Source organism: uncultured Nocardioides sp., from assembly GCF_902805925.1.
In the GTDB taxonomy this organism is placed as follows: domain Bacteria; phylum Actinomycetota; class Actinomycetes; order Propionibacteriales; family Nocardioidaceae; genus Nocardioides.
In genome coordinates this window covers 19,429-45,169 of the sequence record NZ_CADCUP010000001.1, presented here as the reverse complement: position 1 = coordinate 45,169, position 25,741 = coordinate 19,429, and the positions used below count along the sequence as shown (strand labels likewise).

The 25,741-nt window shown below is 74.1% G+C and carries 27 protein-coding genes; 9 read left to right on the top strand and 18 right to left on the bottom strand.

Translation table 11 applies throughout. The features are described 5' to 3' along the window. Positions 1-16: 16 nt before the first annotated feature. The 7 genes from QZX64_RS00250 to QZX64_RS00220 all read right to left on the bottom strand — a co-directional run bounded on the left by QZX64_RS00250 (position 17) and on the right by QZX64_RS00220 (position 8,528). Complete coding sequence (locus tag QZX64_RS00250) at positions 17-1,408, bottom strand: amidase (protein ID WP_295655983.1); 1,392 nt, start codon at positions 1,406-1,408, stop codon at positions 17-19. Beyond that, the gene (locus QZX64_RS00245) at positions 1,405-2,034 is read right to left on the bottom strand and encodes a carbon monoxide dehydrogenase subunit G (protein ID WP_295655982.1); all 630 of its coding nucleotides are present in this window, start codon (positions 2,032-2,034) and stop codon (positions 1,405-1,407) included. Before QZX64_RS00245 ends, QZX64_RS00250 begins: the two co-directional genes overlap by 4 nt. Further along, positions 2,031-4,418, bottom strand: coding sequence for an aerobic carbon-monoxide dehydrogenase large subunit (cutA, locus tag QZX64_RS00240; RefSeq protein ID WP_295655981.1), 2,388 nt, complete (start codon positions 4,416-4,418; stop codon positions 2,031-2,033). The genes QZX64_RS00245 and cutA overlap by 4 nt, the downstream gene beginning before the upstream one ends. Then, positions 4,415-4,918, bottom strand: coding sequence for a (2Fe-2S)-binding protein (locus QZX64_RS00235; protein ID WP_295655980.1), 504 nt, complete (start codon positions 4,916-4,918; stop codon positions 4,415-4,417). Before QZX64_RS00235 ends, cutA begins: the two co-directional genes overlap by 4 nt. Beyond that, on the bottom strand, positions 4,911-5,750 hold the full coding sequence (locus tag QZX64_RS00230) for a xanthine dehydrogenase family protein subunit M (protein ID WP_295655979.1): 840 nt from the start codon (positions 5,748-5,750) through the stop codon (positions 4,911-4,913). Before QZX64_RS00230 ends, QZX64_RS00235 begins: the two co-directional genes overlap by 8 nt. A gap of 24 nt (positions 5,751-5,774) precedes the next feature. Then, positions 5,775-7,136, bottom strand: a complete 1,362-nt coding sequence (locus QZX64_RS00225) for a uracil-xanthine permease family protein (protein ID WP_295655977.1) — start codon at positions 7,134-7,136, stop codon at positions 5,775-5,777. Positions 7,137-7,280: 144 nt separating this feature from the next. Next, the gene (locus tag QZX64_RS00220; protein ID WP_295655975.1) at positions 7,281-8,528 is read right to left on the bottom strand and encodes a CdaR family transcriptional regulator; all 1,248 of its coding nucleotides are present in this window, start codon (positions 8,526-8,528) and stop codon (positions 7,281-7,283) included. 80 nt (positions 8,529-8,608) lie between these two features. Between QZX64_RS00220 and QZX64_RS00215 the strand changes: the two genes are divergently transcribed. The 3 genes from QZX64_RS00215 to QZX64_RS00205 are packed head-to-tail and all read left to right on the top strand — an operon-like array spanning position 8,609 to position 12,272. Then, the gene (locus QZX64_RS00215) at positions 8,609-9,361 is read left to right on the top strand and encodes a DUF2877 domain-containing protein (protein ID WP_295655973.1); all 753 of its coding nucleotides are present in this window, start codon (positions 8,609-8,611) and stop codon (positions 9,359-9,361) included. Then, complete coding sequence (locus QZX64_RS00210) at positions 9,358-10,839, top strand: FdrA family protein (RefSeq protein WP_295655971.1); 1,482 nt, start codon at positions 9,358-9,360, stop codon at positions 10,837-10,839. The genes QZX64_RS00215 and QZX64_RS00210 overlap by 4 nt, the downstream gene beginning before the upstream one ends. Continuing rightward, positions 10,836-12,272: a DUF1116 domain-containing protein gene (locus tag QZX64_RS00205; protein WP_295655969.1), complete on the top strand. Its 1,437-nt coding sequence runs from the start codon at positions 10,836-10,838 to the stop codon at positions 12,270-12,272. Before QZX64_RS00210 ends, QZX64_RS00205 begins: the two co-directional genes overlap by 4 nt. Here QZX64_RS00205 and QZX64_RS00200 read toward each other — a convergent pair. The 8 genes from QZX64_RS00200 to moeZ form a co-directional block, all read right to left on the bottom strand. Further along, the gene (locus QZX64_RS00200; protein WP_295655967.1) at positions 12,245-12,913 is read right to left on the bottom strand and encodes a 1-acyl-sn-glycerol-3-phosphate acyltransferase; all 669 of its coding nucleotides are present in this window, start codon (positions 12,911-12,913) and stop codon (positions 12,245-12,247) included. The two genes, QZX64_RS00205 and QZX64_RS00200, sit on opposite strands and share 28 nt — an antisense overlap. 310 nt (positions 12,914-13,223) lie before the next feature. Next, positions 13,224-13,634 carry an MGMT family protein gene (locus QZX64_RS00195; protein ID WP_366558482.1) on the bottom strand — a complete coding sequence of 137 codons (411 nt, stop codon included), beginning with the start codon at positions 13,632-13,634 and terminating at the stop codon, positions 13,224-13,226. Next, positions 13,631-14,155 (bottom strand): hypothetical protein, encoded by a 525-nt coding sequence (locus QZX64_RS00190; RefSeq protein ID WP_295655965.1) that lies wholly within the window; start codon positions 14,153-14,155, stop codon positions 13,631-13,633. Before QZX64_RS00190 ends, QZX64_RS00195 begins: the two co-directional genes overlap by 4 nt. After that, positions 14,152-15,435: a DUF58 domain-containing protein gene (locus QZX64_RS00185; RefSeq protein ID WP_295655963.1), complete on the bottom strand. Its 1,284-nt coding sequence runs from the start codon at positions 15,433-15,435 to the stop codon at positions 14,152-14,154. Before QZX64_RS00185 ends, QZX64_RS00190 begins: the two co-directional genes overlap by 4 nt. After that, on the bottom strand, positions 15,432-16,397 hold the full coding sequence (locus tag QZX64_RS00180) for a MoxR family ATPase (protein ID WP_295655962.1): 966 nt from the start codon (positions 16,395-16,397) through the stop codon (positions 15,432-15,434). Before QZX64_RS00180 ends, QZX64_RS00185 begins: the two co-directional genes overlap by 4 nt. A 20-nt stretch (positions 16,398-16,417) precedes the next feature. Next, complete coding sequence (locus QZX64_RS00175; protein ID WP_295655960.1) at positions 16,418-16,888, bottom strand: hypothetical protein; 471 nt, start codon at positions 16,886-16,888, stop codon at positions 16,418-16,420. Beyond that, complete coding sequence (locus QZX64_RS00170; protein ID WP_295655958.1) at positions 16,885-17,622, bottom strand: DUF4129 domain-containing protein; 738 nt, start codon at positions 17,620-17,622, stop codon at positions 16,885-16,887. The genes QZX64_RS00175 and QZX64_RS00170 overlap by 4 nt, the downstream gene beginning before the upstream one ends. Before the next feature lie 85 nt (positions 17,623-17,707). Beyond that, complete coding sequence (moeZ, locus tag QZX64_RS00165; protein ID WP_295655956.1) at positions 17,708-18,916, bottom strand: adenylyltransferase/sulfurtransferase MoeZ; 1,209 nt, start codon at positions 18,914-18,916, stop codon at positions 17,708-17,710. A 257-nt stretch (positions 18,917-19,173) separates the two neighbouring features. Between moeZ and QZX64_RS00160 the strand changes: the two genes are divergently transcribed. The 3 genes from QZX64_RS00160 to QZX64_RS00150 are packed head-to-tail and all read left to right on the top strand — an operon-like array spanning position 19,174 to position 20,343. Further along, complete coding sequence (locus QZX64_RS00160) at positions 19,174-19,770, top strand: TetR/AcrR family transcriptional regulator (RefSeq protein WP_295656009.1); 597 nt, start codon at positions 19,174-19,176, stop codon at positions 19,768-19,770. 23 nt (positions 19,771-19,793) lie between these two features. Further along, positions 19,794-20,012 (top strand): DUF3107 domain-containing protein, encoded by a 219-nt coding sequence (locus QZX64_RS00155; protein WP_295655955.1) that lies wholly within the window; start codon positions 19,794-19,796, stop codon positions 20,010-20,012. Positions 20,013-20,052: 40 nt separating this feature from the next. Continuing rightward, positions 20,053-20,343 carry a GlsB/YeaQ/YmgE family stress response membrane protein gene (locus QZX64_RS00150; RefSeq protein ID WP_295655954.1) on the top strand — a complete coding sequence of 97 codons (291 nt, stop codon included), beginning with the start codon at positions 20,053-20,055 and terminating at the stop codon, positions 20,341-20,343. 85 nt (positions 20,344-20,428) lie between these two features. Here QZX64_RS00150 and QZX64_RS00145 read toward each other — a convergent pair whose 3' ends face one another. Continuing rightward, positions 20,429-21,142: a ferritin-like fold-containing protein gene (locus QZX64_RS00145; RefSeq protein WP_295655953.1), complete on the bottom strand. Its 714-nt coding sequence runs from the start codon at positions 21,140-21,142 to the stop codon at positions 20,429-20,431. A 143-nt stretch (positions 21,143-21,285) separates the two neighbouring features. Between QZX64_RS00145 and QZX64_RS00140 the strand changes: the two genes are divergently transcribed. The 3 genes from QZX64_RS00140 to QZX64_RS00130 all read left to right on the top strand — a co-directional run bounded on the left by QZX64_RS00140 (position 21,286) and on the right by QZX64_RS00130 (position 24,254). Then, a complete protein-coding gene (locus tag QZX64_RS00140) occupies positions 21,286-22,764 on the top strand; it encodes a DEAD/DEAH box helicase (protein ID WP_295655952.1) in 1,479 nt (492 codons plus the stop codon). Positions 22,765-22,878: 114 nt separating this feature from the next. Continuing rightward, positions 22,879-23,028: a hypothetical protein gene (locus QZX64_RS00135; protein WP_295655951.1), complete on the top strand. Its 150-nt coding sequence runs from the start codon at positions 22,879-22,881 to the stop codon at positions 23,026-23,028. 731 nt (positions 23,029-23,759) lie between these two features. Beyond that, the gene (locus tag QZX64_RS00130) at positions 23,760-24,254 is read left to right on the top strand and encodes a response regulator transcription factor (protein ID WP_295656006.1); all 495 of its coding nucleotides are present in this window, start codon (positions 23,760-23,762) and stop codon (positions 24,252-24,254) included. A gap of 6 nt (positions 24,255-24,260) precedes the next feature. On the opposite strand, the gene QZX64_RS00125 is transcribed toward QZX64_RS00130, so the two are convergent. Together QZX64_RS00125 and QZX64_RS00120 are read right to left on the bottom strand one after the other, a co-directional pair. Continuing rightward, entirely contained in the window at positions 24,261-24,926 is a 666-nt protein-coding gene (locus QZX64_RS00125; protein ID WP_295655949.1) for a L,D-transpeptidase, read from the bottom strand. Then, complete coding sequence (locus tag QZX64_RS00120; protein WP_295655947.1) at positions 24,923-25,735, bottom strand: ParA family protein; 813 nt, start codon at positions 25,733-25,735, stop codon at positions 24,923-24,925. The genes QZX64_RS00125 and QZX64_RS00120 overlap by 4 nt, the downstream gene beginning before the upstream one ends. Positions 25,736-25,741 lie beyond the last annotated feature (6 nt).

The window sequence follows — 25,741 nt, the reverse complement described above, 5'->3', positions numbered from 1 at the left end:
ACATGAAGACGCCCGGTCAGCCGGCGGCCGCGGCCTCGTACGCCGCCGCGACCTCCAGCAGCCGCCGGTCGGCCCCGTGCGGGGCGACCACCTGGATGCCCACGGGCAGGCCGTCGGGCGTGCGGCCGGCGGGCAGGGAGATGGCCGGGCAGCCGGTGACGGTGATGAAGTACGCCGACCGCATCCAGTCGAGGTAGGTCTCCATCGGCCTGCCGTTGATGTCGGCCGGGAACTCCTGGTCGGCCGGGAACGGCGGCACCTGGGAGACCGGCAGGACCAGGACGTCGTACTGCTCGAAGAACAGGCGCATGGTCTCGGCGAGGGCGGTGCGCTGGGCGTACGCCCGGGCGACGTCGGCGCCGCTCAGGCCCTCACCGAGCCGGATGTTGTCGGCCAGCGACTGCTTGAAGGAGCCGGGGTCGTCGGCCAGCAGCCGCCCGAACCTGGCCTGGAAGTGCCAGGCGCGCAGGGTGCGGAAGGTGTCGTCGGCGAGCGAGAGGTCGGGGTGGTCGGCGGAGACGCCGGCGCCCTCGCGCGCGAGCGCCGCGGCCGCCTGGTCGACCACGGCGGCGACCCGGTCGTCGACCTCGAAGGCACCGCCGAGGTCGATGCTGACGGCTGCGCGCAGGCCGGCGAGCGTGCCGGAGACCGGCGGGGCGAAGACCGGGCCGGGGTCACCCAGGGCGAGCGGGGCCCGTGGGTCGGGGCCGGCGAGCACCGACAGCAGCAGCGCGAGGTCGCCGACGTTGCGGGCCATCGGTCCGGCGACCGACGTCGACTCCCACTGGTTGTCGAGCGGCCACTCCGGCACCCGCCCCAGCGAGGGACGCATGCCGACGACGCCGCAGAACGACGCCGGGTTGCGCAGCGAGCCGCCCATGTCGGAGCCCTCGGCGAGCGGCACCATGCCGGAGGCCAGCGCGCACGCCGCCCCCCCGCTGGAGCCGCCCGCGGAGAAGCGCGGGTCGACCGGGTTCAGCGTGGTGCCGAAGAGGGTGTTGAAGGTGTGCGACCCGGCCGCGAACTCCGGCACGTTGGTCTTGCCGATCGTCACCGCGCCCGCGCGGCGCACGCGCTCGACGACGAGCTCGTCGGCCTCGGGCACGTGGTCGGCGCGCAGCGGCGAGCCGTACGTCGTGCGCCACCCGCCGACCGCGTGGGTGTCCTTGAAGGCGAAGGGCAGGCCGTGCAGAGGTCCGAGCTTGCGTCCGGCGGCGCTCGCGGCGTCGGCGTCGGCGGCGCCCGCGCGGGCGCGCTCCTCGTCGAGGGACACGATGGCGTTGAGCTCGGGGTTGCGCTCGGCGATCCGCTCGAGGTGCAGGTCGAGCAGCTCGCGCGCCGAGACCCGGCGCGACGCCACCGCCGCGGCCATCTCCCGGGCGGTGGAGTCGGGGTCCAGGTCCGTCACCGGCGGCGCCCCAGCACCGCGCCCGCGACGACGCCGACGAGCACGAGGCCTGCGCCGACGCCGACGCCGCGCAGGAAGTCGTCGTGGCCGCCGGCCGCCGCGGCGGGGGGCGTGAAGACGGTCCGCGGCCTGCCGGGGGACGACGACTGGGCCGCCGCCTCGACCGGGGAGGCCGTCGAGAACGAGGCGCCGGAGAGCACGTCGCCGATGTTGCCGAAGAACTCGGCGGCCATCCTGCGGGACACCGAGGTCAGCATCCGCTGGCCCACCCCGCCGACCATGCCGCCCACGACGGCGTCGGCGTCGTAGGTGACCCGGGTGGTGCCGTCGCCCGCGGCGGCGAAGGAGACCGCGACCTGCGCGCCGATGGTGCCCGGGGCGCCAGCGCCCCGGAGGTCCATCTGCAGCGACTCGTGCGGCTTGAGGTCGTGCAGCGTGCAGCTGCCGGCGTACGTGCCCTTGATCGCGGCGACGCCGGCGGTGACGGTCATGTCGTAGGAGTTCTCCCCGGTCGCCTCGAGCCTCGAGCAGCCCGGGATCGTGCGCACCAGGACGGAGGGGTCGAGCAGGGCGTCCCAGACCCGCTCGACGGGAGCCTGCAGGACGCTAACGCCCGTGACCTTCATGGCGTCTCCTTTCTGCTGCGCAGTGCGAAGAGGTCGGACGGCGAGATCGGCATCGAGGTGATGGCGATGCCCTCGGCGTCCTCGATGGCGGCGGCGATCGCCGCGGAGCCGGGGATCACGCCGGCCTCCCCCGCGCCCTTGATGCCGAGCGGGTTCAGCGGCGAGGGCGTCTCGAGGTGGTCGATCTCGATCTCGCCGGGGACCTCGGTGACGTAGGGCATCAGGAAGTCCATGAACGAGGCGTTCTGCAGCTGCCCCGACTCGTCGTACTCCATCTTCTCGTAGAGCGCACCGCCCACGCCCTGAGCGACCCCGCCGTGGATCTGCCCCTCGACGATCATCGGGTTGATGATGTTGCCGCAGTCGTGGACGACGGCGTAGCGCAGGATCCTGATCTCGGCGGTGTCGGGGTCGGTCTCGACGATGACGGCGTGCATGCCGGAGGCGAACGTCGCCCGCTGCGGGGAGTAGAAGTCGCGACCCTCCAGGCCCGGCTCGTCGTCCTCGGCGACCGGGGGCTTGCCGGGGTCGCCCACCACGAACTGGGTGGCCAGCTTGGAGGCCTCGTCGAAGGCGTAGCGCAGCGGGTTCGACAGCACCGCCACCGTGCCGAGGGCCAGCGACGCGTCGGTGCCGCGCACCCGGACGACCCCGTCCACGATCTCGAGGTCGTCGACGTCGGCCTCCAGCGCCTCCGCGGCGATGCGCAGCGCCTTGTCCTTGGCCGCCTTCGCCGCCAGGTGGACCGCCGAGCCGCTCATCACGGCCGCGCGGGAGGCGAAGGTGCCGACGGCGTACGGCATCCTGCGGGTGTCGCCGGACACGACCTCGACGTCCTCCAGAGGTACGCCGAGCTCGTCGGCGACGATCTGCGCGAACACCGTGGCGTGCCCCTGGCCCTGGGTGGTGAGGCCGATGGCGACCTTGACCTTGCCGGAGGTCTCGACGTGCACGTGCGCCCCCTCGTAGGGGCCGACGCCGGTGCCCTCGACGTAGCAGGCCAGGCCGATGCCGATCCGTCGCCCCTCGGCGGCCGCCTCCGCCTTGAGCGCCGGGAAGCCGTCCCAGCCGATGAGCTCCTTGATCTTGTGCAGCGAGGCGGGGTAGTCGCCGGAGTCGTACTCGAGCTCGCGGCCGTCCTGGAAGACCAGCCCGTGGTCGAAGGGGAACTCGTCGGGCTGGATGAAGTTGGCCGCCCGCACCTCAGCCCGGTCGAGCCCGAGCTCGGCGGCGATGGCGTCCATGGTGCGCTCCATGACGAAGCAGCCCTGCGGGCGCCCGGCGCCGCGGTAGGGCGTGACCATCACGGTGTTGGTGAACAGCGACTCGAAGCGCACGCGGTAGGCGCCCGGCTTGTAGGGCCCGAGCAGCTGGGTGGCGGTGATGATCGGCACGATGAGGCCGTACGGCGAGTAGGCGCCGTGGTCGTGCCAGAACATCACGTCGAGCCCCAGCACCCGGCCGTCGTCGTCGAAGCCGACCTCGACGTGGTGCACCTGGCCGCGCTCGTGGGCGGAGGAGATGAAGTGCTCGCGGCGGTCCTCGGTGAACTTCACCGGCCGGCCGAGGGCGCGCGCGGCCATCGGCACGAGCAGCTCCTCGGGCCACGGGTGGTTGATCTTCACGCCGAAGCCGCCGCCCACGTCGGGGGTGATGACGTCGACCTGGTCGAGGTCGAGCCCCAGGCGCGCGGCCACGCAGCCGCGGACGCCGGTGGAGGTCTGCGTGGAGCTCCACACGGTGAGCCGGCTGGTGTCGGGGTCCCAGCGCGAGACCACGCCCCGGCCCTCCATCGGCTGGCACGAGCTGCGCTCGATCATCAGGTCCAGCGAGATCCGGCGGGGCGCGGCGGCGATGGCGGCCGGCGCGTCGCCGTTGCGCTGCTCCATCCGGGCGCCGACGTTGTCGGGCACGTCGTCGTGCACGGCGCAGGTCGCCGCGCGCGCGGCGTCGATGCCCACGACCGGCGGCAGCACCTCGTAGGAGACCCGGATCAGGTCGACGGCGTCCTCGGCGACGTAGCGGTCCTCGGCGACGACGAAGGCGATCGCCTCGCCGACGTAGTTCACCTCGTCCCTGGCCAGGGCGTGCTGCGTGCGGCCGTGGGTCAGCGCCGGGTGCGGGATCAGCAGCGGCAGCGGCTCGGCCATCGGGCCGGGCAGGTCCTCGTGGGTCCAGACCGCGTGCACGCCGTCGAGGTCGAGGACGGCCTCGACGTCGATCCCGACGATGCGCGCGTGGGCGTGCGGCGAGCGCAGGACGGCGGCGTGCAGCGTGCCGGCGTGGGTGTCGACGAGCACGTCGTCGACGTAGCGCCCCCTGCCGCGCAGGAAGCGCTGGTCCTCGACGCGCTCGACCCTCTGGCCGAAGAGCCTCGTGGTCACGACTGCTCACCCGCCTGGATCTCGGCCGCACGCAGGACCGACCTCACGATGTTCTGGTAGCCGGTGCAGCGGCACAGGTTGCCGGCGATCATCTCGGTCGCCTCCTCGCGGGTCGGCGTGGGGTTCTCGCGCAGGCCCGCGGTGATCGTGGTGAGGAAGCCGGGGGTGCAGAAGCCGCACTGGAGGCCGTGGCACTCCGCGAACGCCTGCTGCACCGGGCCGAGCGAGTCGTCGTCGCCACCGAGCCCCTCGACCGTGGTGATCTCGGCGTCGGCGACCGACACCGCGAGCATCAGGCACGAGCGCACCGGCCGACCGTCGAGCAGCACCGTGCAGGCGCCGCACACGCCGTGCTCGCAGCCGACGTGGGTGCCGGTGAGGCCGCAGTCGTGGCGGATCGCGTCGGAGAGCAGCCGCCGCGCGGGCACGCGGACGTCGTGCGCCGCGCCGTTGACGTGCAGCGTGACGTCGTGCAGGTCGTCGCGGAACACCTCAGCCATGGGCCCTCCTCCGGGCGTGCTCGGTGGCGGCGGCCAGCACGCGGGGCGTCAGCACCCGCACGAGCTGGCGCCGGTAGTCGAGGCTGGCGTGGATGTCGGCCGACGGCTCGAGCTCGGCCAGGGCCGCCTCGCCGGGGTCCTCGGCGCAGGTCAGGTCGACGACCGTGGGCCGCTCGCACACCGAGAAGAAGCCGGCGCTCGCGGAGACGACGTCGTCGCCGTCGACCTCGACCAGCGCCGCCACGCCGGCCATCGCGTAGTCGCCGTGCCGGCGGGCCAGCTCCTCGAACGCCACCCCGGAGCGCGGGCCCAGCGCCGGGAAGAACGCCTCCACGGCGATCTCGTCGTGGGAGAGCGAGGTCTCGAGCGGGCCGACGTACAGCTCCTCGGCGGCGACCGTACGCCGCCCGCGCGGGCCCTCCACGTCGACCGAACCGCCCAGCAGCGCCAGCACCGCCGGCAGCTCGGAGGCGGGGTCGGCGTGCACCACCGAGCCCACCGTGGTGCCGCGGTTGCGGATCGTCGCGTGGGCGACGTGCCGCAGCGCCAGGGTGACCAGCGGCTGCACCCGCTCGACCTCCGCCGAGGCGAGCACCGCGCTGTGCCGCGCGAGCGCCCCCACGCGCACGCCCTCGTCGGTGACGTCGACGTGGTCGAGGTCCGGCAGCCCGTTGATGTCGACGAGCCGCGAGGGCTGCGCCAGCCGCATCGAGAGCAGCGGCAGGAGCGACTGGCCACCGGCGAGGACCTTCGCGTCGGGGTCCTCACCGAGAGCGGTGAGGGCCTCCGACAGCGACGACGGGCGGACGTAGGCGAAGGGCGCCGGCTTCACGGGGTCCTCCTCATGCGGTCCTCCTCATAGTGCGCGGGTGACCTCGCCCGAGTCCGTGGCGCGGTGCCGCCAGGCGACCATGTGGAAGAACACGATGACGACGATCGTGCCGAGCGCGATGCCGCCGAGCTGGAAGTCGTCGGTGACCTGCAGCGAGACGTTGCCGATGCCGATGATGATGCCGGCGGCGAGGCCGACCAGGTTGACGGGCAGCCCGAAGTCGACGCGGTTCTCGACCCAGATCTTGGCGCCCACCAGACCGATCATGCCGTAGAGCACCACGGTGATCCCGCCGAGCACGCCACCGGGGGTGGCGTTGACGATCGCCCCGAACTTCGGGCACAGGCCGAGCAGGATCGCGACCGCGGCAGCGACGTAGTAGGCGGCGGTGGAGTAGACGCGGGTGGCGCCCATGACGCCGATGTTCTCGGCGTACGTCGTGGTCGGCGAGCCGCCGAACGCGCTGGCGAACGCCGTGGCCAGGCCGTCGGCGCCGATGGCGCGGCCCATGTAGGGGTCGAGGTCGTCACCGGTCATCTCGGCGACCGCCTTGACGTGGCCGGTGTTCTCGGCGATGAGGGCGATGACGCCGGGGAGCACCAGGAGGACGAAGGTCAGCGAGATGCTCGGACCGTGCACGGCGTCGACGCCGTCGGCGAGCGTGCCGCTGGGGAAGCCGATCCAGTCGGCGGCCTGGACCCCGGCCCAGCTGACGCGGTCGTGCTCGGTCGCCTCGGTGGCGCCGCCCAGCACGGAGGTGATCGGGCCGAGGACCAGGTCGGCGGCGAAGGACAGCAGGTAGCCGAAGATCAGCGCGAGGAACACCGCGATGCGCGACCAGAAGCCCGGGAAGGTCACCGCGGCGAAGACCATGAACGCCGCGGTCAGCAGGGCGATCCACTGGTCCTGGGGCCAGTAGACGCCCGCGACGACCGGCGCCAGGTTGAAGCCGATCAGCATGACCACCGCTCCGGTGACCGCGGGCGGCAGGATCCGGTGGATCAGGCGGGCGCCGGCGAAGTGGACGAGCACGCCGACGAGGGCCAGCACGATGCCGGCGACCATGATCGCACCGGTGACGTCGGCGGAGTCGCCGCCCTGGGCGCGGATCGCCGCGACGCTCGCCACGAACGAGGCGCTGGTGCCGAGGTAGGACGGCACCTTGTTGGAGCAGATGAGCAGGAACAGGATCGTGCAGAGGCCCGAGAACATGATGGCGAGGTTGGCGTCGAGGCCCATCACCAGCGGGAAGACGAACGTCGCCCCGAACATCGCCACGACGTGCTGCGCGCCGAGGCCGATCGTCTTGCTCCACGGCAGGCGCTGGTGCGGCGCGACCGCCACGCCGGGCTCCGGGTCGACGACCTCCCACTTGAACATCGACATCGTCGGCGTCCCTCCTGCATCGGTTGGGGTGAGCCCGAGAGTCACAAGCTAGTGCGACCCATGACACACCCATCAGGGCGAGAACTGTCGAAGGAACGCCGCGCCCGCTGGCAGGGGTTGACGTCACCGAGTCCGAGTCGTCCGTCAGGAGAGGTCGAGCACCCGCAGCGCCACCGCCACATCGAGCCGGAGGTGCGGGTCGGTCGAGAGCGGGCCGAGCTGCTTCTCCAGCTTGGTCACCCGGTAGCGCAGGGTGTTGTAGTGCACGAACTGCGCCCGGGCCGCCTCGGCCACGTTGAAGTTGGTGTCCAGCAGCACCTGCAGGGTCTCGCGGGCCTTGGCCGCCTCGACGCCGGGCTCGGCGAGCGGGCCGAGCACGTCCCGGGCGAACTCGCGCAGCTCCGCGGCGTCGGGCACCAGCGCGAAGAGCCGGTGCACGCCGAGCTGGTCGAAGAAGGTCGTCGACCCGCTGCCGTGCAGCTTCTTGCCGATCGCCAGCGCGCGCCGCGACTGGGCGTACGCCGAGGGCAGCCCCTCCAGCGACGCGGTCACCCGGCTGACGCCGACCGTGAACGGTCGCCGCCCACCGCCCCTGTCGCCCGCGACGGCCGTGACCACCCGACGTACGACGTCGTGCCCGAGCGGGTCGCGCTGGACCGCGGGGAGCAGGCAGACGACCTCGGAGGAGAAGTCGGCGGTGGGGACGCCCTCGGCGACGTCGCGGGTGACCTGCCGCCAGGCGCGGGCGAACCGCTCCTGCCACTGCCGGTGCTGGGCCGACTCCCCCGTCGTGTCGGCCGGTGCCGGGTCGATCTCGGCGCAGACGACCACCAGGGGACGGGTGAGGTCCCAGCCGAAGGAGGCGAGGTGGCCGGTGACGTAGGCCGAGTCGCCGGCACGGCCGAGGAACAGGTCGCGCAGGAAGTCGCCCTGGTACTTCGTCTCGACGGCCGACACCGCCTGCTCGCGCGTCACCAGCAGCGCAGCCACCGCGGCGGCCCGCTCGAGCGCGTGCACGTCGTCCTGGTCGATCGTCCCGGTGGCCCGGCAGGCGACCAGCCGCGCCAGGTCGGTGCCGCCGGCCACGACGCGGAGCACGCGCGCCTCCCCCGCACCGAGGGATACGCCGTCGGCACCCGCCCGCTCGACGCGCACGCGCCCCGTGTGGTCGAGCAGGCCGGCTGCGGACAGCGTCTCGCGGAGGTCGTCGGTGAGGGCGGCCGCCCGCTCGCGACCGTCGGTGGAGGTGATGAGCACGCCGAGGTCGAGCACCCGGGCCGCCTCGGCGGCGATCCGGTCGAGGTCACCGCCCTCGAGCACGAGCTCGGTCAGCGCCGAGTGCAGGGCGTCGATGCGGGCCAGCGCCGCGCTGGCCCGGTCACGTGTCGTCACAATGTGGACCTCGTCCGCGGCACCGTTGGCAGAACCTCACATCGGCAAACCCTAGCCACCGGCTCTACGGTGGTCGGACCATGCCAGCCGACCTGCCAGCCGCCCTGCCCGTCAGCGCCCCGGCCCGGCTGCGCGGGCTGCTGGCGCGCACCCCGGACACCCGGCTCGACGTCGTGCACCGAGGCGCCCATGCGCTCTACCTCGCGCTGCCCGGGGCGGAGCCCCGCTGCGTCGGCGTGGTCGGCTCGCGGGCCACCGCCGTGCCGTGCGCCGTCCGGCTCGCCGCGCCGACGCTGCACCCCCTGACCGGCGACCGCGCCGAGGTCCGCGACGGCGTGCTGCTCGTCGACGGCACCGCCCTGCCCGTGCGCCGCGTGGTCGACGCCGCCGTCCCCCGGCTGACGCGTGCCCCCGCCGTGGCCGACCCGCTGCAGGGCATCGATCCCCGGGTCGCCGCCGAGCTGGCCGGTCTCACCGTCGACCCGGCGCACCTGGACTCGGTGCTGGGCAGCGGGGGCGGCCTCACCCCGCTCGGCGACGACGTGGTCTGCGGCTGGCTGGCGATGCACCGGGCGCTCGGTGCCCCGGCGCCGGAGGCCGACGACGTCGTACGCCGCGCGCGCGAGCGCACCACCCTCCTCTCCGCGACGCTCGTGCAGCACGCCGCCGACGGGGAGGTGATCCCGGAGTTCGCCGCCTGGGTCGCCGCGTCGCCGACCGACGAGCCCGCCCGGGCGGCCGCCCTCGCCGCCGTCGGCCACAGCTCCGGGGCCGGACTCCTGCACGGCGCCCGCCACGCCCTGCTCCACCTCTCCCGGAAGGCCGTCGGATGACCTCCTCCTCCCCCAGCCACGTCGAGCTGCGCCCCGGTGCGTACGCCGACTCGGTGGCCCTCCTGCAGGTCAGCCGCACCCTCCAGCAGCTGTCGGGCGTCGCGGCGGCGCAGGTGGCGATGGCCACGCCGCTCAACGTCGAGGTGCTCACCCAGATGGGCTTCGAGGTGCCCGAGGCGGCCACCGCCAACGACCTCGTCGTCGCGGTCCGACTGACCGACGACGCCCCACCCGACGCGCTCGGCCGGGCGCACGCCGCGATGGAGGCCGCCCTCGCCACCCGCACCGAGTCGGCCTCGGTCGAGCAGGCGCCGTCGCGCACCACCGCCTCCGCCCTCCGGTCGGCACCCGCCGACAGCCTGGTCCTCGTCTCGGTGCCCGGCCCGAACGCCCTCGTCGAGGCGATCGACGCCGTCGAGGCGGGCTGCGACGTGATGGTCTTCAGCGACAACATGCCCCTCGACGACGAGCTCGCGCTCAAGCACGCGGCGGCCGAGCGCGGGGTCCTGGTGATGGGTCCCGACTGCGGCACCAGCGTGCTGGGCGGCATCGGGCTCGGCTTCGCCAACACCACCGAGCCGGGCCCGGTCGGCCTGGTCGCCGCCTCCGGCACCGGCGCCCAGCAGCTGCTCTGCCTCCTCGACCACGCGGGCGTCGGCGTCACCCACGCCCTCGGCGTCGGCGGGCGCGACCTCTCCGCCCAGGTGCGCGGCCTCTCGACCCGTGCCGCCCTCGCCCGCCTCGACGCCGACGGCTCCGTCGAGCTCGTCGTGCTGGTCTCCAAGCCGCCGGCCGACGACGTGGCCACCGAGATCCGCGCGTACGCCGACGGGCTGGCCACCCCGGTCGAGCTGGCGTTCCTCGGGCCCGGCCGACCGGACCTGACCGCGGCGGCCGAGGCGACGCTGCGGGCGCTGGGCCGAGACGTGCCGGCATGGCCGGTGCACGAGCCGTCGACCGCCCGGGAGCCGCGCGGTGGACACCTGCGCGGCCTCTTCGTCGGCGGCACCCTGTGCGACGAGGCGATGCTCGTCGCCGGCGCCGAGCTGGGCCCGATCCGCAGCAACATCCCCCTCGAGGCGGGGCTGGAGGTCGGCTCCGACCTGACCGCCGACGCACACACGATGGTGGACTTCGGCGACGACGACCTCACCGCCGGGCGGGCGCACCCGATGATCGACCCGACCCTGCGCCTGGAGCACCTGGCCCGGGTGGCGGCGGACCCGTCCACCGGCGTCATCCTCATGGACGTCGTCCTCGGCCACGCCGCCGAACCCGACCCGGCCGCCCTCCTCGCACCCGCGATCGCCGCCACGACGCAGCCCGTCGTCGTCTCCGTGGTCGGCACCTCCGCCGACCCCCAGGGGCTCGACCGGCAGGTCGCCGCCCTCGTCGGGGCCGGCGCCCAGGTGCACCTCTCCAACGCCGGCGCCGCCCGCGCCGCTGTCGCCCTGACCCTCGCGGGAGGAGCCCGATGACCACCCGGACCCCCCAGCTCGTGGTCGGCGTCGGCGCCGACCTCTTCGCCGACGCGGTCTCGGGCCAGGCCGTCGAGGTCACCCGTGTCGACTGGCGGCCGCCGATGGACGGCACCGCCGTCGACCTCGCCGGCGTGGCGGGAGACCCGCTGCGAGCCGCCGCCAACGAGCAGGCGCTCGCCGCGATGCTCGGCGTCCAGGCGTTGCTCGTCGACGTCGGCCCCGCCTCGGAGGTGCTCGGGCTGCAGGAGGGCGAGTTCCTCCACGCCGGTCCTCCCATCGGGTGGGAGCGCACGTCGGGCCCGCTGCGGGGCGCCCTGATGGGCGGCGCCGCGCTCGAGGGCCTGGTCGAGGACCCCGAGGACGCCGTGGCTCTCTTCGAGGCGGGCACCTCGGTCAGCCTCGAGCCGTGCCACCACCGGGGCACCGTGGGCCCGATGGCCGGTGTGGTCACCCCCTCGATGTGGATGTTCGTCCTCGAGGACCCCGCGACCGGGCGCCGTACCCACTGCTCGCTCAACGAGGGGCTCGGCAAGGTGCTGCGGTACGGCGCCTACGCCCCCGACGTCCTGACCAGGCTGCGGTGGATGGGCGACGTGCTCGGCCCGCTGCTGCGCACGGCCGTGCGCGCGGCCGGACCCGTCGACGTGACCGGCATCCTCACCCAGATGCTGCAGATGGGCGACGAGGCCCACAACCGCAACCGCGCCGGCACCCTGATGCTGCTGCGCGACCTCGCGCCCGCGATGGCGATGTCGGGGGCGGACTCCGCCGACGTCGGGGAGTCGCTGCGCTTCGTCGGTGCCAACGACCACTTCTTCCTCAACCTCGCGATGCCGGCGTGCAAGCTCGCGCTCGACGCCGCCCGCGGCATCGAGGGCTCGACGATGGTCGTGGCGATGGCCCGCAACGGCACCGACTTCGGCATCCAGGTGGCCGGCACGGGCGACGAGTGGTTCACCGGGCCGGCCCAGGTGGCCGACGGCCTCTACCTCGGCGACCACGGCCCCGACGACGCCAACCCCGACATCGGCGACTCCGCCATCACCGAGACCGCCGGCATCGGCGGCTTCGCGATGGCCACCGCCCCGGCGATCGTGCGCCTCGTCGGCGGCACGGTGCCCGACGCGCTGGCGACCACCCGCCGGATGCACGAGATCACGCTCGGCGAGAACCCCCGCTGGTCCGTGCCGATCCTGGACTTCCGCGGCGTGCCGTCCGGGATCGACGTCACGCGGGTCTGCCGGACCGGGATCCTGCCGCAGATCAACACCGGCATGGCCGGCCGGGTCGCCGGCACCGGTCAGGTCGGCGCCGGCCTCGTCACGCCGCCCGCCGAGATCTTCCCGGCCGCCCTGGCGCGACTGGCCGAGAGGGCGCGCGAGCGCGCTGCCCCGCGCGGCGCTCAGGCGTCGGGAGCCCGGTCGTTGTAGGACCCGGCGACCTCCTGGCCGGACAGCCGGGCGATCGCCGCCATCACCTCGTCGGTGACGATGCGGCGGGCCCTGCCCAGCGGCACGCCGTCGAAGCGCCCGGCGACGTGGAGCGGCTCCCCGAAGGCCACGTGCACCGTCACCAGCCGGGGCCGGTTGGTGCCCACGGGCATCAGGTCCTCGGTGCCGCGCAGGCCGACGGGCACGATCGGCACCCCGGCCGTCAGGGCCACGTGGGCCGCACCGGTGCGGCCGCGGTAGAGCCGGCCGTCGCGGCTGCGGGTGCCCTCGGGGTAGATCCCGAACGCATCGCCGCGCCCGACGACCGCCAGTGCGGTCTCGAGGCTGTTGATGGCGGCCTGCGGGTCGTCACGGTCCACCGGCAGCATGCCGATGCCCTCGAACCACGCGCGGGTCAGGAGCCCCTTGACCCCCCGGCCCTCGAAGTAGTCCTTCTTCGCCAGGAACGCCACCCTGCGGGGCACCACGACCGGGATGACGACGGAGTCGACGAAGCTGAGGTGGTTGCTGGCCAGGATGACCCCGCCGGTCGCCGGCACGTTCTCGAGGCCCGTCACCTCCGGCCGCCAGATCGCCTTGGCGAGGGGCGCGACGACGGGGTGGACCAGGCCGTAGAGCATGCCGCCCATCATGCCGCTCCCGCGGCGGGGCGCACGAGGACCGGAGCGGTGATGGACGAAGGGCCCCCGCACGTATGAGATGCGGGGGCCCTCCTGGTGACCGGATCGTGGTGACGCTTCCAGTCGATCGCTCCTCGACACCGATCCCAGCACCCCGTCACCCTGGCGCCTCGGCGGCTCCACCCCGAAGGGCCTCGCCACCGCACGGATCCTCGTCTCCGAGCCATCCCGCGCTCCCCGGGGGGAGTGCGTGGAGCAGTTCTATGCCCCCGGGAAGGGCGGGCACAAGAGGGGGCGTGGACTTTCCCCACTATTGGCGCGAGACCCCTCCGTCCTCCACAGGTTCCGCGACCTCCTGCACAGGACCGTCCACAGTCCCGTCCACAGGCAGGGTCGCGGTCCAGAAGGCGGCACGCAGGTCGATCGACCCCGACGGCCGCCGGGGTGTCCCCTCCTCGAGGTAGGCCTGCCTCGCCTCGTCCTGGTGGCTCGGCGGCAGCGAGCCGTCGGCCCGCACGACGCGCCACCACGGCACCGGACCGCCGGAGGAGGCGAGCACCGAGCCGACCTGCCGCGGCCCTCCCCCGCCCAGCACCCCGCCGACGGCCTCCGCGATCGAGCCGTACGTCGTGACGCGCCCCCGCGGCACCCGCTCGACGCACCGCAGCACCAGCTCGGCGTACTCCTCCGGGTCGACCCGTCCCGTCACCCGGCGCGTCACGAGGGCTCCTCCGCAGGGCGGACGGCGAGCAGGCACAGCGCCGTGGCGAGCAGGACGCCGAGCAGGCCCGCGATCCACGCCCCCGCCACGTCGACGTCGCCGCGCAGCAGCCGGGCGGCGGCCAGCAGCGCCGGCACGGGCAGCAGCACGAGCAGCGCCCGTCGCAGCCACAGCTCCTGCAGCCGGCGGGGGACCCGGGCCTGCGCCGGACCGTAGGACGCCAGCACCGCCGCCACGTGGGCCGCGACCAGGCAGGCGGCGGCGCCGACCGCCGCCGGGTGCAGGGCGTCGTCGCCCGGGGGGCCCACCGCCCACCACCCCACCGACAGCGCCAGGACCACGATCCCGGCCACGGACTCCGGGAAGACGGCCCAGCTCACCGCGAGGGCGCCCAGGGGCACGGCGAACCACGGCGAAGGGGCCGTGCCGACCGGTGCGGTGAGGAGCACCGCCAGCACGGGTGCCACGGCCACGACGGCCCGCAACAACCACACCCAGCGCCCACCCCGCACCACCATCATCGCGACCTCATCGCGGGCAGCTGGGCGCGCCGGGCGAGCCGGTGCAGCACCTCGTCGAGGGTGCCGGGCCCGCGCCACGGCACGACGGGGCAGCCGGTGGCGGCGAGGTGCCGCAGCAGGTCGTCGCGGTCCAGGCGACGCATCCGCCAGGCGAGCCCGGCCAGCCGCTCGTCGGTGCCCTCCGCCACGGCCATCCGCACGTCGGGGGGCAGCGTGTCGACCACCACCACGTGCAGCCCGCGCCGGCTGGCCGTGGCCACCGCCGTGACGAGCGCGGGGTCGAGCATCGGCGAGAGCACGTGGACGACCGTGCCGCCGGGGACGCCGAGCGCGAAGCCCTCGGGCAGCCTCGCCCGGGAGTGGAGACGGGTGCGGGCGAGGGTGCCCTGGAGGCGGCGCAGGTGGCGCTGGCCGGCGGCCGGCGCCAGCCGCACGTCATCGGCACCGAGCACCCGCAGGCCGACCCGGTCGCCGCGGCGCACGTGGTGCTCGGCCAGCGAGGAGGCGGCCCGCACGGCGAGGTCCAGGCTGCTGGCCTCGCCGTCGACACCGCCGGAGCGGCCGAGGTCGACGAGAGCGTCGACCACGACGAGCACGGCGCTGTCCTCCTCGGCGCGCGTGGTCACCACGTGCAACGACCCCGTGCGCAGCGAGGTGCGCCACTGGATGCGCCGGAGCCGGTCGCCGGTGGCGAAGGGGCGGATGCCGGAGAACTCCGTGCCCGAGCCGTTGCGGCGCGAGCGGTGCGCGCCCACGAGCCCGACCGGGGCCGGCGCCTCGGCCCGCGAGTCGTACGGCGCCGGGCCGGGCATCACGAACATCCTCGCGCCCTGCACGCGCGTCGCGCCGAAGCGGAACCCGGCCCACCGGCTCGTGAGCGCGACCCGCTCGTCGCCCAGCGTCCGGCGGCCCCACCGGCGCGGGCTGACCCGCAGCGAGTGGTCGTCGTCGGCCAGCGCCACCAGGGCCCCGCCGGGCGGCCGGGTAGCGACGTACGGCGCCCGGGCGGCGGCCCGGGACACCACCTCGACGCCCTCGGCAGCCTCGAGCCGCAGCCGCAGGGTCGTGCCCTGGCCCTCGTGCAGGGTGACGTGGTCGAGGCGGTGGTCGACGCGCGGGTGACCGGACGGCCGGTGCAGCAACGACATCAGCACGAGCAGCAGGAAGGGGCTCACCAGCACGACGACCACCGGCCGGCCCAGCGTCACCCCGGCCAGCAGGCCGACGGCCGCCAGCACCACGGCCCGCGCCAGCGCCGGGGTGGCCCGCCAGGTGGTCACGACCGCCTGCCGCCCAGCGTCGGCGGTGTGGGCACGTCGGAGAGGACGGAGTCGACGACGCGCTGCCCCGACGCCGAGGTCATCCACAGCTCGGGCCGCACGGTGATGCGGTGCGCCAGGACCGGGCGGGCGACCGCCTTGACGTCCTCGGGGATCACGAAGTCGCGGCCTCGCAGGACCGCGAAGCCACGGGCGGCGAGCACCAGGCCCAGCGAGCCGCGGGGCGAGGCGCCGGTGAGGGCGTCGGGGTGTGCCCGGGTCGCGGTGACGAGGTCGACGCAGTAGCGGCCGATGCTCTCGTCGACCTCCACCTCCTCGACCGCCGCCTGCATGGCGAGCACCCCGGCGGCGTCGGTCACCCGCTCGAGCTCCACCTCCTCCCGGCGCCGGGCGAGCCGCCGCGCCACGACGTCGTACTCCTGCTCGGCGCCGGGGTAGCCGAAGCTGACCCGCAGCAGGAAGCGGTCCAGCTGCGCCTCGGGCAGCGGGTAGGTGCCCTCGTACTCCACCGGGTTGGCGGTGGCGAGCACGTGGAAGGGCGCCGGCAGCGCGAACGTCTCGCCCTCGATGGTGACCTGCCGCTCCTGCATCGCCTCCAGCAGCGCCGCCTGCGTCTTGGGCGGGGTGCGGTTGATCTCGTCCGCCAGCAGCAGGCCGGTGAACAGCGGTCCCCTGCGGAAGTCGAACCGGCCCTCACGCTGGTCGTAGATGAAGGAGCCGGTGAGGTCGGCGGGCAGCAGGTCGGGGGTGAACTGGGCCCGCGCGAAGTCCAGGCCGAGCGCCTGCGCGAACGAGCGTGCGGCGAGCGTCTTGCCGAGCCCCGGGAAGTCCTCGAGCAGGACGTGCCCCTTGGCCAGCACCGCGGCGAGCACCAGCGCCAGCTTGTCGTGCTTGCCCACGACCGCCTTCTCGACCTCGGCCAGCACCCGGCCCGCCAGCTCGGCGGCCTCGCCGACCCCCATGGTTCCGGGGCCCTCCGTCGTCACAGCTCCTCGATCCTGGTCAGCAGGCGGTCGATCTCGGCCACCGAGAGGCGCCGGCCGGGGTCTCGGCGCAGGGCGGCCCACTCCGGTCCCAGGCGCTCGTCGGAGGTCCGGGCGTCGGCGGGCACGCCGAGCCGCGCCTCGAGCCGGGTGCTGCCCAGCTCCAGCAGCCGTCGTCGCAGCGCGGGCTCGGCCTCCCGGGTGTCGGCGTGGCTCTGGAGCAGCCGGAGGTAGCCCGACAGCACGGGGTCCTGCGCGACGGGGCGGAAGGAGCCCTCGAGCTCGGTGTTCCACTCGGCCGCGGGGGCGTCGAGGGCCTCCTGGACCAGCCGCCACACGAGCCAGGCGAGGAGCAGCAGCAGGAGCAGGGGCAGCGCGTGCGGCTCGTAGTCCAGCGCCCACAGCACGGCGTACGTCGCGGCGTACGCCGCCACGGCGAGCAGCGCCGGACGGCCCTGCCCGCTCGTCACCGCTCCCCCGGCGAGGCGGCCCCGCGGCGGAGCTGGATCGCGGCCAGGGCGGCGCGGGCGGCCTCCCGGGACGCCTCGCCCAGCGGGTGCTCGGAGAAGCGCGCCTCGCGGTACAGCTCGCCCAGGACGTAGGTCGCGTGCGAGTCGGCCCCCACCAGGTCGAGCATCCGGTAGGTGAACTCCGAGGAGGTCTCCCACGGCTCGCGGGGCAGCCCGGCCTCGCGCGCCTGCACCTCGAAGCGGTGCCAGCAGGCCTCGATGGCCGTGCGCGGCTCGCCCTCCTCGAGGATCCTGCGCTGCACCGACGCGTCGCGCTCCATCTGCCGCGCCACCAGGGCCGGCTGGTCGAGGTGCTCGACGTCGACCGGGTCGGGCTCGACCTCCAGGCGCACGCCGCGCACCCGCCGCCACAGCTCGCGCAGGAGGAGCGAGCCGACGACGGCGACCAGCAGCCAGAACGCCGCCACCACGACGTAGGCGAGGACCGAGAAGAGCGCCGGCGGGTCGCCGGCGACGGCGTCCTCGGGTGACGGCGACCCCGTGGCGCTGCGGCTCGGCGTCGGCGTGGAGGTCGGCCTCTCCCCCACCGCCCGGTCGGGGCCGTCACCGGAGAGGACCGCGTCACCGCCGATGGAGGCGGCCCACACGGCGAGCAGCGCGACGAGCAGCAGGGCCGCCACGGCGAGCACGGCCGTCCTGCCCGCCCGCGCGCCGTCCGCAGTCTGCCCCTGCATGGCAGAAACCTATCGGGCGCGCGAGCGGCGCCCGTCCCCGCGGACGGAGGAGGCCGCGCCGGTCAGGCCACGCGCGGGCCTCTGGTCAGTACGACGGCTGGCTGGGGTCCACCTGGTTGACCCACGCGACCACGCCGCCGCCCACGTGCACGGCGTCGGAGTAGCCCGCGCCCTTCACGATCGCCAGCGTCTCGGCCGACCGCACCCCCGACTTGCAGTGCATGACGACCTGCTTGCCGGCATCGACGGAGGGCAGCTGCTCGAGCGCCGACCCGTTGAGGAAGTCGCCCTTGGGGATCAGCACCGAGCCGGGGATCCGGTTGATCTCGTACTCGTTGGGCTCGCGCACGTCGACGAGCACGAAGTCCCGCGTGCCCTCCTCGCGCTCCTTGAGCATGTGCTCGAGCGTCACCACGGAGATCGTCGAGCCCGCGGCCGCGTCGGCCGCCTCGTCGCTGACCGCACCGCAGAAGGTCTCGTAGTCGATGAGGCCGGTGACGGTGGGGTTCTCGCCGCACAGCGCGCAGTCAGGGTCCTTGCGGACCCTGAGCTTGCGCCACTCCAGCTCGAGGGCGTCGTAGATCACGAGCTTGCCGATGGCCGGCTCGCCGATGCCGGTGAGCAGCTTGATGGCCTCGTTGACCTGGATGGAGCCGATGCTGGCGCACAGCACGCCCAGCACGCCGCCCTCGGCGCAGCTCGGGACCATGCCCGGCGGGGGCGGCTCGGGGTAGAGGCAGCGGTAGCACGGGGCGTCGTCGGCCATCGACGGCGCGAAGACGCTGGCCTGGCCGTCGAAGCGGTAGATCGAGCCCCAGACGTAGGGGATGCCGAGGAAGTACGCCGCGTCGTTGACCAGGTAGCGCGTCGCGAAGTTGTCGGTGCCGTCGACGATGAGGTCGTAGCCCTCGAACACCTCCATGACGTTGTCGTTGTCGAGGCGCTCCTCGTGCAGGACCACCTCGACGTACGGGTTCGCCTCGGCGATCGACTCCTTGGCCGACTGCGCCTTGGACCTCCCGATGTCGGACTGGCCGTGGATGATCTGGCGCTGCAGGTTGGACTCGTCGACCTCGTCGAACTCCGCGATGCCGAGCGTGTGCACGCCGGCCGCGGCGAGGTACAGCAGCGCTGGGCTGCCGAGGCCACCGGCGCCGATCACGAGGACCTTGGCGTTCTTGAGGCGCTTCTGCCCGGTCATGCCGACGTCGGGGATGATGAGGTGCCGGCTGTAGCGGCGTACCTCGTCGATCGTCAGCTCGTCGGCGGGCTCCACGAGCGCTGGGTAGGACACGGTGACTCCTTCGTCTCTGATCGGCTGCTCCCCCTCACAACGTCATGCGGGAGCGGCTTCTTCCCATCCTCTCCCTCCAGGGGTCGCCGAAGGGTCCGCGACCGGATCGCGGACCCCCTCGTGACCAGCCGGTAGGGTTCACGCTGCACCAGCCGGCGTCGATCCGGCCGGCCGTCCACCTGTCCCGCCGACCGCAGCGAAGGAGCCGCCCCGTGGCCGAGCACGACGTCGTCGAGGCCCGTCCCCGCGGTGGCCGGATGCCGCGCCGTGAGCGGCGCGAGCAGCTGCTCGGGTCCGCGCTCGAGGTCTTCGTCGCCCAGGGCTACCACGCGGCCGCGATGGACGACATCGCCGACCGCGCCGGAGTCTCCAAGCCGGTGCTCTACCAGCACTTCCCGGGCAAGCTCGACCTCTACCTCGCGCTGCTGGAGTCCTCCTGCGCGCAGATCATCGACCACTGCCGTCAGGCGCTGGCCTCGACCAACGACAACAAGGTGCGCGTCGCGGCCACCGTCGAGGTCTTCTACGCCTACGTCGCGGCCGAGACCGGCGCCTTCCGCCTCGTCTTCGAGTCCGACCTGACCAACGAGCCCGCCGTGCGGGCCCTGGTCGACCGGGTCACGACCGACTGCGCGGCCATGATCGCCGAGGTCATCCACGACGACACGGGCCTGCCGGGCGAGGCGTCCAACCTGCTGGCGGTGTCGCTGGTGGGAATGGCCCAGGTCAGCGCACGGTTCTGGCTCTCGGAGGCCGGCGAGTCCCGCACGATCACCCAGAAGGACGCCGCGGCGCTGGTGGCCGGCCTGGCTTGGCGCGGCATCCGTGGGTACCCCCTCACCGACGAACACTGAAGCACAACTCGAAGGAGACGACCGTGGAGGTCAAGATCGGCGTGCTGCACGCCCCGCGCGAGCTCGTGGTGGAGACCGGCGCCAGCGCCGACGACGTGGAGAAGCAGCTCGAGCAGGCGGTGTCCGAGGACGGCGTGCTCGCCCTCACCGACAGCAAGGGGCGCCGCATCGTGGTGCCCGCCCACAACATCGCATATGTCGAGATCGGTTCGGGTACCTCAGGCACGGTCGGCTTCCGCTGACCGTCGTGCCACGCCCGTGGCACCAGAGAGGTAGGTCGTCATGGAGATCGGAACAATCCTGTTCTACCTGGTCGTCGGGGCCATCGTGGGCCTGCTCGGCAAGTTCCTCGCCCCGGGCGACAAGGACAACATCCCGCTGTGGCTCGTGCTCGTGTGCGGCATCGGGGGCATGCTGCTCGGTGACGTCATCTACCGCGCCTTCGGTGGCGACGGCAGCAGGGGCCTGGACTGGGTCCAGGGCATCGTCGCCGTGCTGACCGCGATGGTGCTCGTCATCATCGCCTCCACGCTGACCGGGCGCTCGCGCAGCAGCCGGGGGCACCGGGTCTGACCCGACCTCCACCCCACGCCACGAACGGCCCCGCACCTGACGGGTGCGGGGCCGTTCGCACTGAGACGAGGCGCCGGACGCGGATTCAGGAGTCGAGCCCCAGCTCGGCCATCCGCTCGGCATGCCGCTCGGTGAGCCGGCTGAACATCCGGCCGATGGCCGCGAGGTCCAGGGATGGGCGGTCGATGCCGCCGGCCAGCAGGGCGCTCAGCGCGTCACGCTCGGCCGCCACCCGCTGGCCCTGGGTGAGGGCCTCGCCCATCAGCCGGCGGCCCCAGAGCGCCAGGCGCCCGCCGAGGCGGTGGTCGCTCGCGATGCCGGCGCGCACCCGGTCGACCACGAACGCGGAGTGGCCGGTGTCGGAGAGGGAGTCGATGACGAGGTCGCGGGTGTCGGGGTCGAGGTACGCCGCGATCTCGCGGTAGAAGTCGGCGGCGAGGCCGTCGCCGACGTAGGCCTTGATGAGGCCCTCGTACCAGTCGGCGGGTGCGGTGTGCGCGTGGAAGTCGTCGATGGCGCGACGGAACGGCCGCATCGCGGCGTACGGGTCGGCGCCGATCTCGGTGAGGCGCTGGCGCAGCGCGTCGAGGTGGCCGAACTCCGCGGCGGCCATGGCGCTGATCGCGAGCTTGTCCTCCAGCGAGGGCGCCAGCTTGGCGTCCTCCGCCAGCCGCTCGAACGCCGACAGCTCGCCGTACGCGATGGCCCCGAGCAGGTCGACGACGGCCTCGCGGTACGCGTCGTCCTGCAGGGCCACCGGCAGGGCAACCGGCAGGGCCACGGGCAGGGATTCCGTCATGCGCCGACCCTACCGATAGACTTCCGGCCAGATTGACTTCCGGCGGGAGCCCCTGCCGAGCATGTGCGCGGTGGATGTCCCCGTCGTCCCGACTCGACCGGTCCACCGCATCTGCTGTGGAGACCAGACGAAAGCGACACACCGTGACCACCTTCCGTGAGCTCGGGGTCCACCCCGAGATCTGCGACGCGCTCGAGCGCGGCGGCATCACCACTCCCTTCGCCATCCAGGAGATGACCCTCTCGGTCGCCCTGCTCGGCACCGACCTGATCGGTCAGGCCCGCACCGGCACCGGCAAGACGCTGGCCTTCGGCATCCCTGTCATCCAGCGCTCGATCGCCCCCAAGGACCCCGACTACACCGAGATCCCGCAGGGCAAGCCGCAGGCCCTGATCGTGGCGCCGACGCGCGAGCTGGCCCTCCAGGTGTCCTCCGACCTGACCCTCGCCGCCGCCGACCGCGGCATGCGCGTCCTGACCGTCTACGGCGGCGTCGGCTACGACACCCAGCTCGACGTGCTCGCGGCGGGCGTCGACATCGTCGTCGGCACCCCCGGCCGGCTCATCGACCTGATGAACCGCGGCGCGCTCGACCTCTCCCACGTGCACGCGCTCGTGCTCGACGAGGCCGACGAGATGCTCGACCTCGGCTTCCTGCCCGACGTGGAGCGGCTGCTGAAGAAGACGCCGGAGACGCGCCAGACGATGCTGTTCTCGGCCACCATGCCGGCGGCGATCGTCGCGCTGGCCCGCACCCACATGCGCCACCCGATGAACATCCGCGCCGAGTCGTCCTACGACACCACGATGGTGCCCGCGACCGCGCAGTTCATCTACCTCGCCCACGACCTCGACAAGCCCGAGATCATCGGCCGCGTCCTGCAGTCCGAGGACGCCAGCAAGATCATCGTCTTCACCCGCACCAAGCGCCAGGCGCAGCGGGTGGCCGACGACCTCGCCGAGCGAGGCTTCCGCTCCAGCGCCCTCCACGGCGACATGGCGCAGGTGGCCCGCGAGAAGGCGCTGACCCGCTTCCGCGAGGACAAGCTCGACGTGCTCGTGTGCACCGACGTGGCTGCCCGCGGCATCGACGTCCGCGGCGTCTCGCACGTCATCAACTACACCTGCCCCGAGGACGACAAGACCTACGTGCACCGGATCGGCCGCACCGGCCGGGCGGGCGCCACCGGCACCGCGATCACCTTCGTCGACTGGGCCGACCTCACGCGCTGGAAGGTCATCAACAAGACCCTCGGCCTGCCCTTCGACGAGCCGCCGGAGACCTACTCCACCTCCGCGCACCTCTACCACGACCAGGGCATCGCTCCCGGCACGAAGGGTCGCATCAAGGACCCCGAGCCCGTCGAGCGGGCCCCGCGCAAGGACCGCGAGCGCCCTGAGCGGTCCGAGCGCTCCGAGCGGGCGCCCCGCCGCGACCGCCAGCGCAGCCGCACCCGCAACGGTCGTCCGGTCGAGGGCGAGCAGGCTGCCTCGGCGATGACCACCGAGAGCGCCCCGGCCGAGGCGGGCGAGGGCTCCACCGGCGCCGCTCGCCCCCGTCGCCGCCGCCGTCGTGGCGGCGGTGGCTCGGGCACGAGGACCGAGGCTCCCGCCACCAGCTGAGCCCGACCCCGGGCGTACGACGCCCGGGCGCCAGCCAGCTGGAGGTTGGCGACGGCCCCGAGCGCGGCGCCGCCGATGGTGACCGGGTCGGGGAACTCGCCGGAGGCGAGCACCGTGCCGGCGACCAGCACGACCGGGACCCACCGTCGCACGACGCCCGTGCCCAGCAGGGACCCGATCATCAGCAAGGTGCCCACCGCTCCCAGCAGCAGCCCGGGCAGCAGCAGGATGTCGAAGTACGGGCTGCCCTGGAAGGACAGGTAGGTGTCCACGGCCGAGTCCGGCACCGGTCCGTCGGAGACGGTGGACAGCACGAACAGCCGGAAGCCGACCTGCGCCAGGAGCCCCAGTCCGGACAGCGCCAGGACGACGCCCAGGACGGGCGCCAGCCGGGGCAGTCGGTCGGCGACCATGGCGCCGGCGACGAGCCGGGTGGCCCGGTCGGTCACCCGGTCGGCGACCGGGGGGGGCCGACGACGTCGCGGGCCCAGTCGCTCAGGCCGCCGGAGGTGGCCAGGATGGATGCGGTGGTGGGACGGGCGTGGGCCTGCGGCTCGGTCAACGTGACTCCTCGGCGAGGGGCACCGGACCTCCCGGTGCCGACGAGGACACCGTGCCGGGCCGGACGTCCCGGGGTCCCGAGGCGAGACGTCATCTCCGTCCCGGGACTACGGTCTTGGTGCGCTCGGGGCGGAGCCGGCGCGGCGCCGGGTGCAGCAGCTCGTCGACCGGCTCGCGCGAGGCGACCGGGCCGACCCCTACCGGCGGCGCCACCCCGCTCCCCCTGCACGACCCCGTCACCCGACTCGAGGAGGTGCCCGCGTGAGCGGCGAGCAGAGGTCCGCCCTGCGTGTGGTCGTCGCGGACGACCATCCCGTGTACCGCGAGGGGCTCGCGATGGTGCTGGACGCTCGACGGCGTCACCGTCGTCGGCGAGGCCTCCGACGGCCTCGAGGCGGTCGAGCGCGCCAAGGAAGCTGCGGCCCGACGTCGTGATGGACCTCGCCGCGATGCCGGGCCTCAACGGCGTGGAGGCCACCCGCCGGGTGCGCGCCGCGCTGCCCGACACCCAGGTGCTCGTGCTGTCCATTCACGAGGGCGCCGACAGCGTGCTGGCCGCCCTCCGGGCCGGCGCCCGCGGCTACCTCGTCAAGGGCGCGACCAAGCACGAGGCGGCCCGGGCCCTCCGCGACGTCGCCAAGGGTGGAGCCGTCTTCGGCGGCAGTGTCGCCGACCAGGTCCTGAGCCGGGTCCAGGAGTCCTCCCGCACCACCCGGCGCGGCTCCGAGCAGTTCCCCGGCCCGACCGACCGGGAGCTCGAGGTGCTCGACCTGGTGGCGGCGGGGCTGCCCAACGCCGCGATCGCCACCCGGCTGTTCCTCTCGGACAAGACGGTCCGCAACGTCGTCTCGCTGGCGCTCGCCAAGATCCACGCGCGCGACCGCTCGGACGCGGTCCTCAAGGCCCGGGAGGCCGGCCTCGGCGCCTGAGGGGACTCAGGCGGTGACGACGACGGTCGTGCCGATCGGGGCGAAGGCCCACATCCGCTCGGCGTCGGCCCGCCTCTGCCGGATGCAGCCGTGCGAGAGCGGGGTGCCGAGCTGGGCGACGCTCTGCACCTTGCGGCCCTCGTCGACCGGGATGTCGTGGAAGCCGATGGCGGCGTTGTCGCCCCGGGTGAAGCGCACGAACCACCTCATCGTGCCGGAGTCGTCGATGCCCCAGGCCCGCTCCGAGCGCGAGTAGACGGCGTACTCCCCCGGGTCGAGGTTGTCGTGGACGCTGCCCGAGACCAGGTAGGTGCTCGCCACGGTGCCGTCGTCCTCGACCAGCCAGACGCGCTGGCGACCCTCGCTGAAGACCACGCGCCGGCCCTGGCCCGAGTCGGCCGGCAGCGCGTCGTCGACCGGGGCCGTCGCGGCAGCGCCCGCGGAGGGTACGACGGGTGTCGCCGTCGGCGTCGGGGCCTGCGTGACCGCCGGGCCGGTGGACACCTCGGCGCTCGCCAGCCGGGCGGCCGGCGCGGGCGCGTCACCGGCCTGCGCGACCGGCAGCACCCCGAGCCCGCCGAGCACCGCCACCCCGGTCACGGACAGCGACGCGACCGCCAGCAGCAGGCGGCCGTAGCGCGGCCGCACCGGGCCGAGCCGGTCGCCGGTCACGTGCGGGCCCCCGTGCGGGAGGCCGTCCTCGTCGCCGGCTGCTGCGCTCGCGCGACGAGGTGGGCGGCCACCTCGCGGTAGGCCCGGGCGCCCTTGCTGCTGCGGCTCGTCGACAGGATGGACCGGCCGGCCGCCGGCGCCTCCGCGAACCTGACCGTCTTGGGGATGGGCGGCTCGACCACGTCGAGGTCGTAGGTGTCGGAGATCGTCTCGAGCACGGTGCGCGCGTGGGCGGTGCGGCCGTCGTACAGCGTGGGCAGCACGCCCCACACCTCGAGCCCGCGGTTGGTGAAGCGGCGCACGTCGTGGACGGTGTCGAGGAGCTGCCCGACGCCGCGGTGCGACAGCGTCTCGCACTGCAGCGGGACGAGCACGCCGTCGGCCGCGGTGAGCGCCGCCACGGTCAGCACGCCCAGCGAGGGCGGGCAGTCGAGCAGCACCCAGTCGTAGGCCCTGCCGCCCTCGGCGAGGAGCTCCAGCGTCGTCCTGACGACGTGCTCACGACCGGTGCGGGTCAGCAGGTCGGCCTCGGCGCGGGCGAGCTCGATGGTCGCGGGCAGCAGGTCGACGCCGTCGTCGGTCCCGATCACCACCTCGGCCGGGTCGACGCCCCGGGTCAGCACCTGGTGCACCGAGACGTCGAGGTCCTCGGGGTCGATGCCCAGGGAGAAGGTCAGGCAGGCCTGCGGGTCGAGGTCGACCAGCAGCACGGAGTGCCCGAGCTCGGCCAGCGCGGCACCGAGCGAGGCGACGGTGGTCGTCTTGGCGACGCCGCCCTTCTGGTTGGCGATCGCGAGTGTCGTGGTCATCCCTGC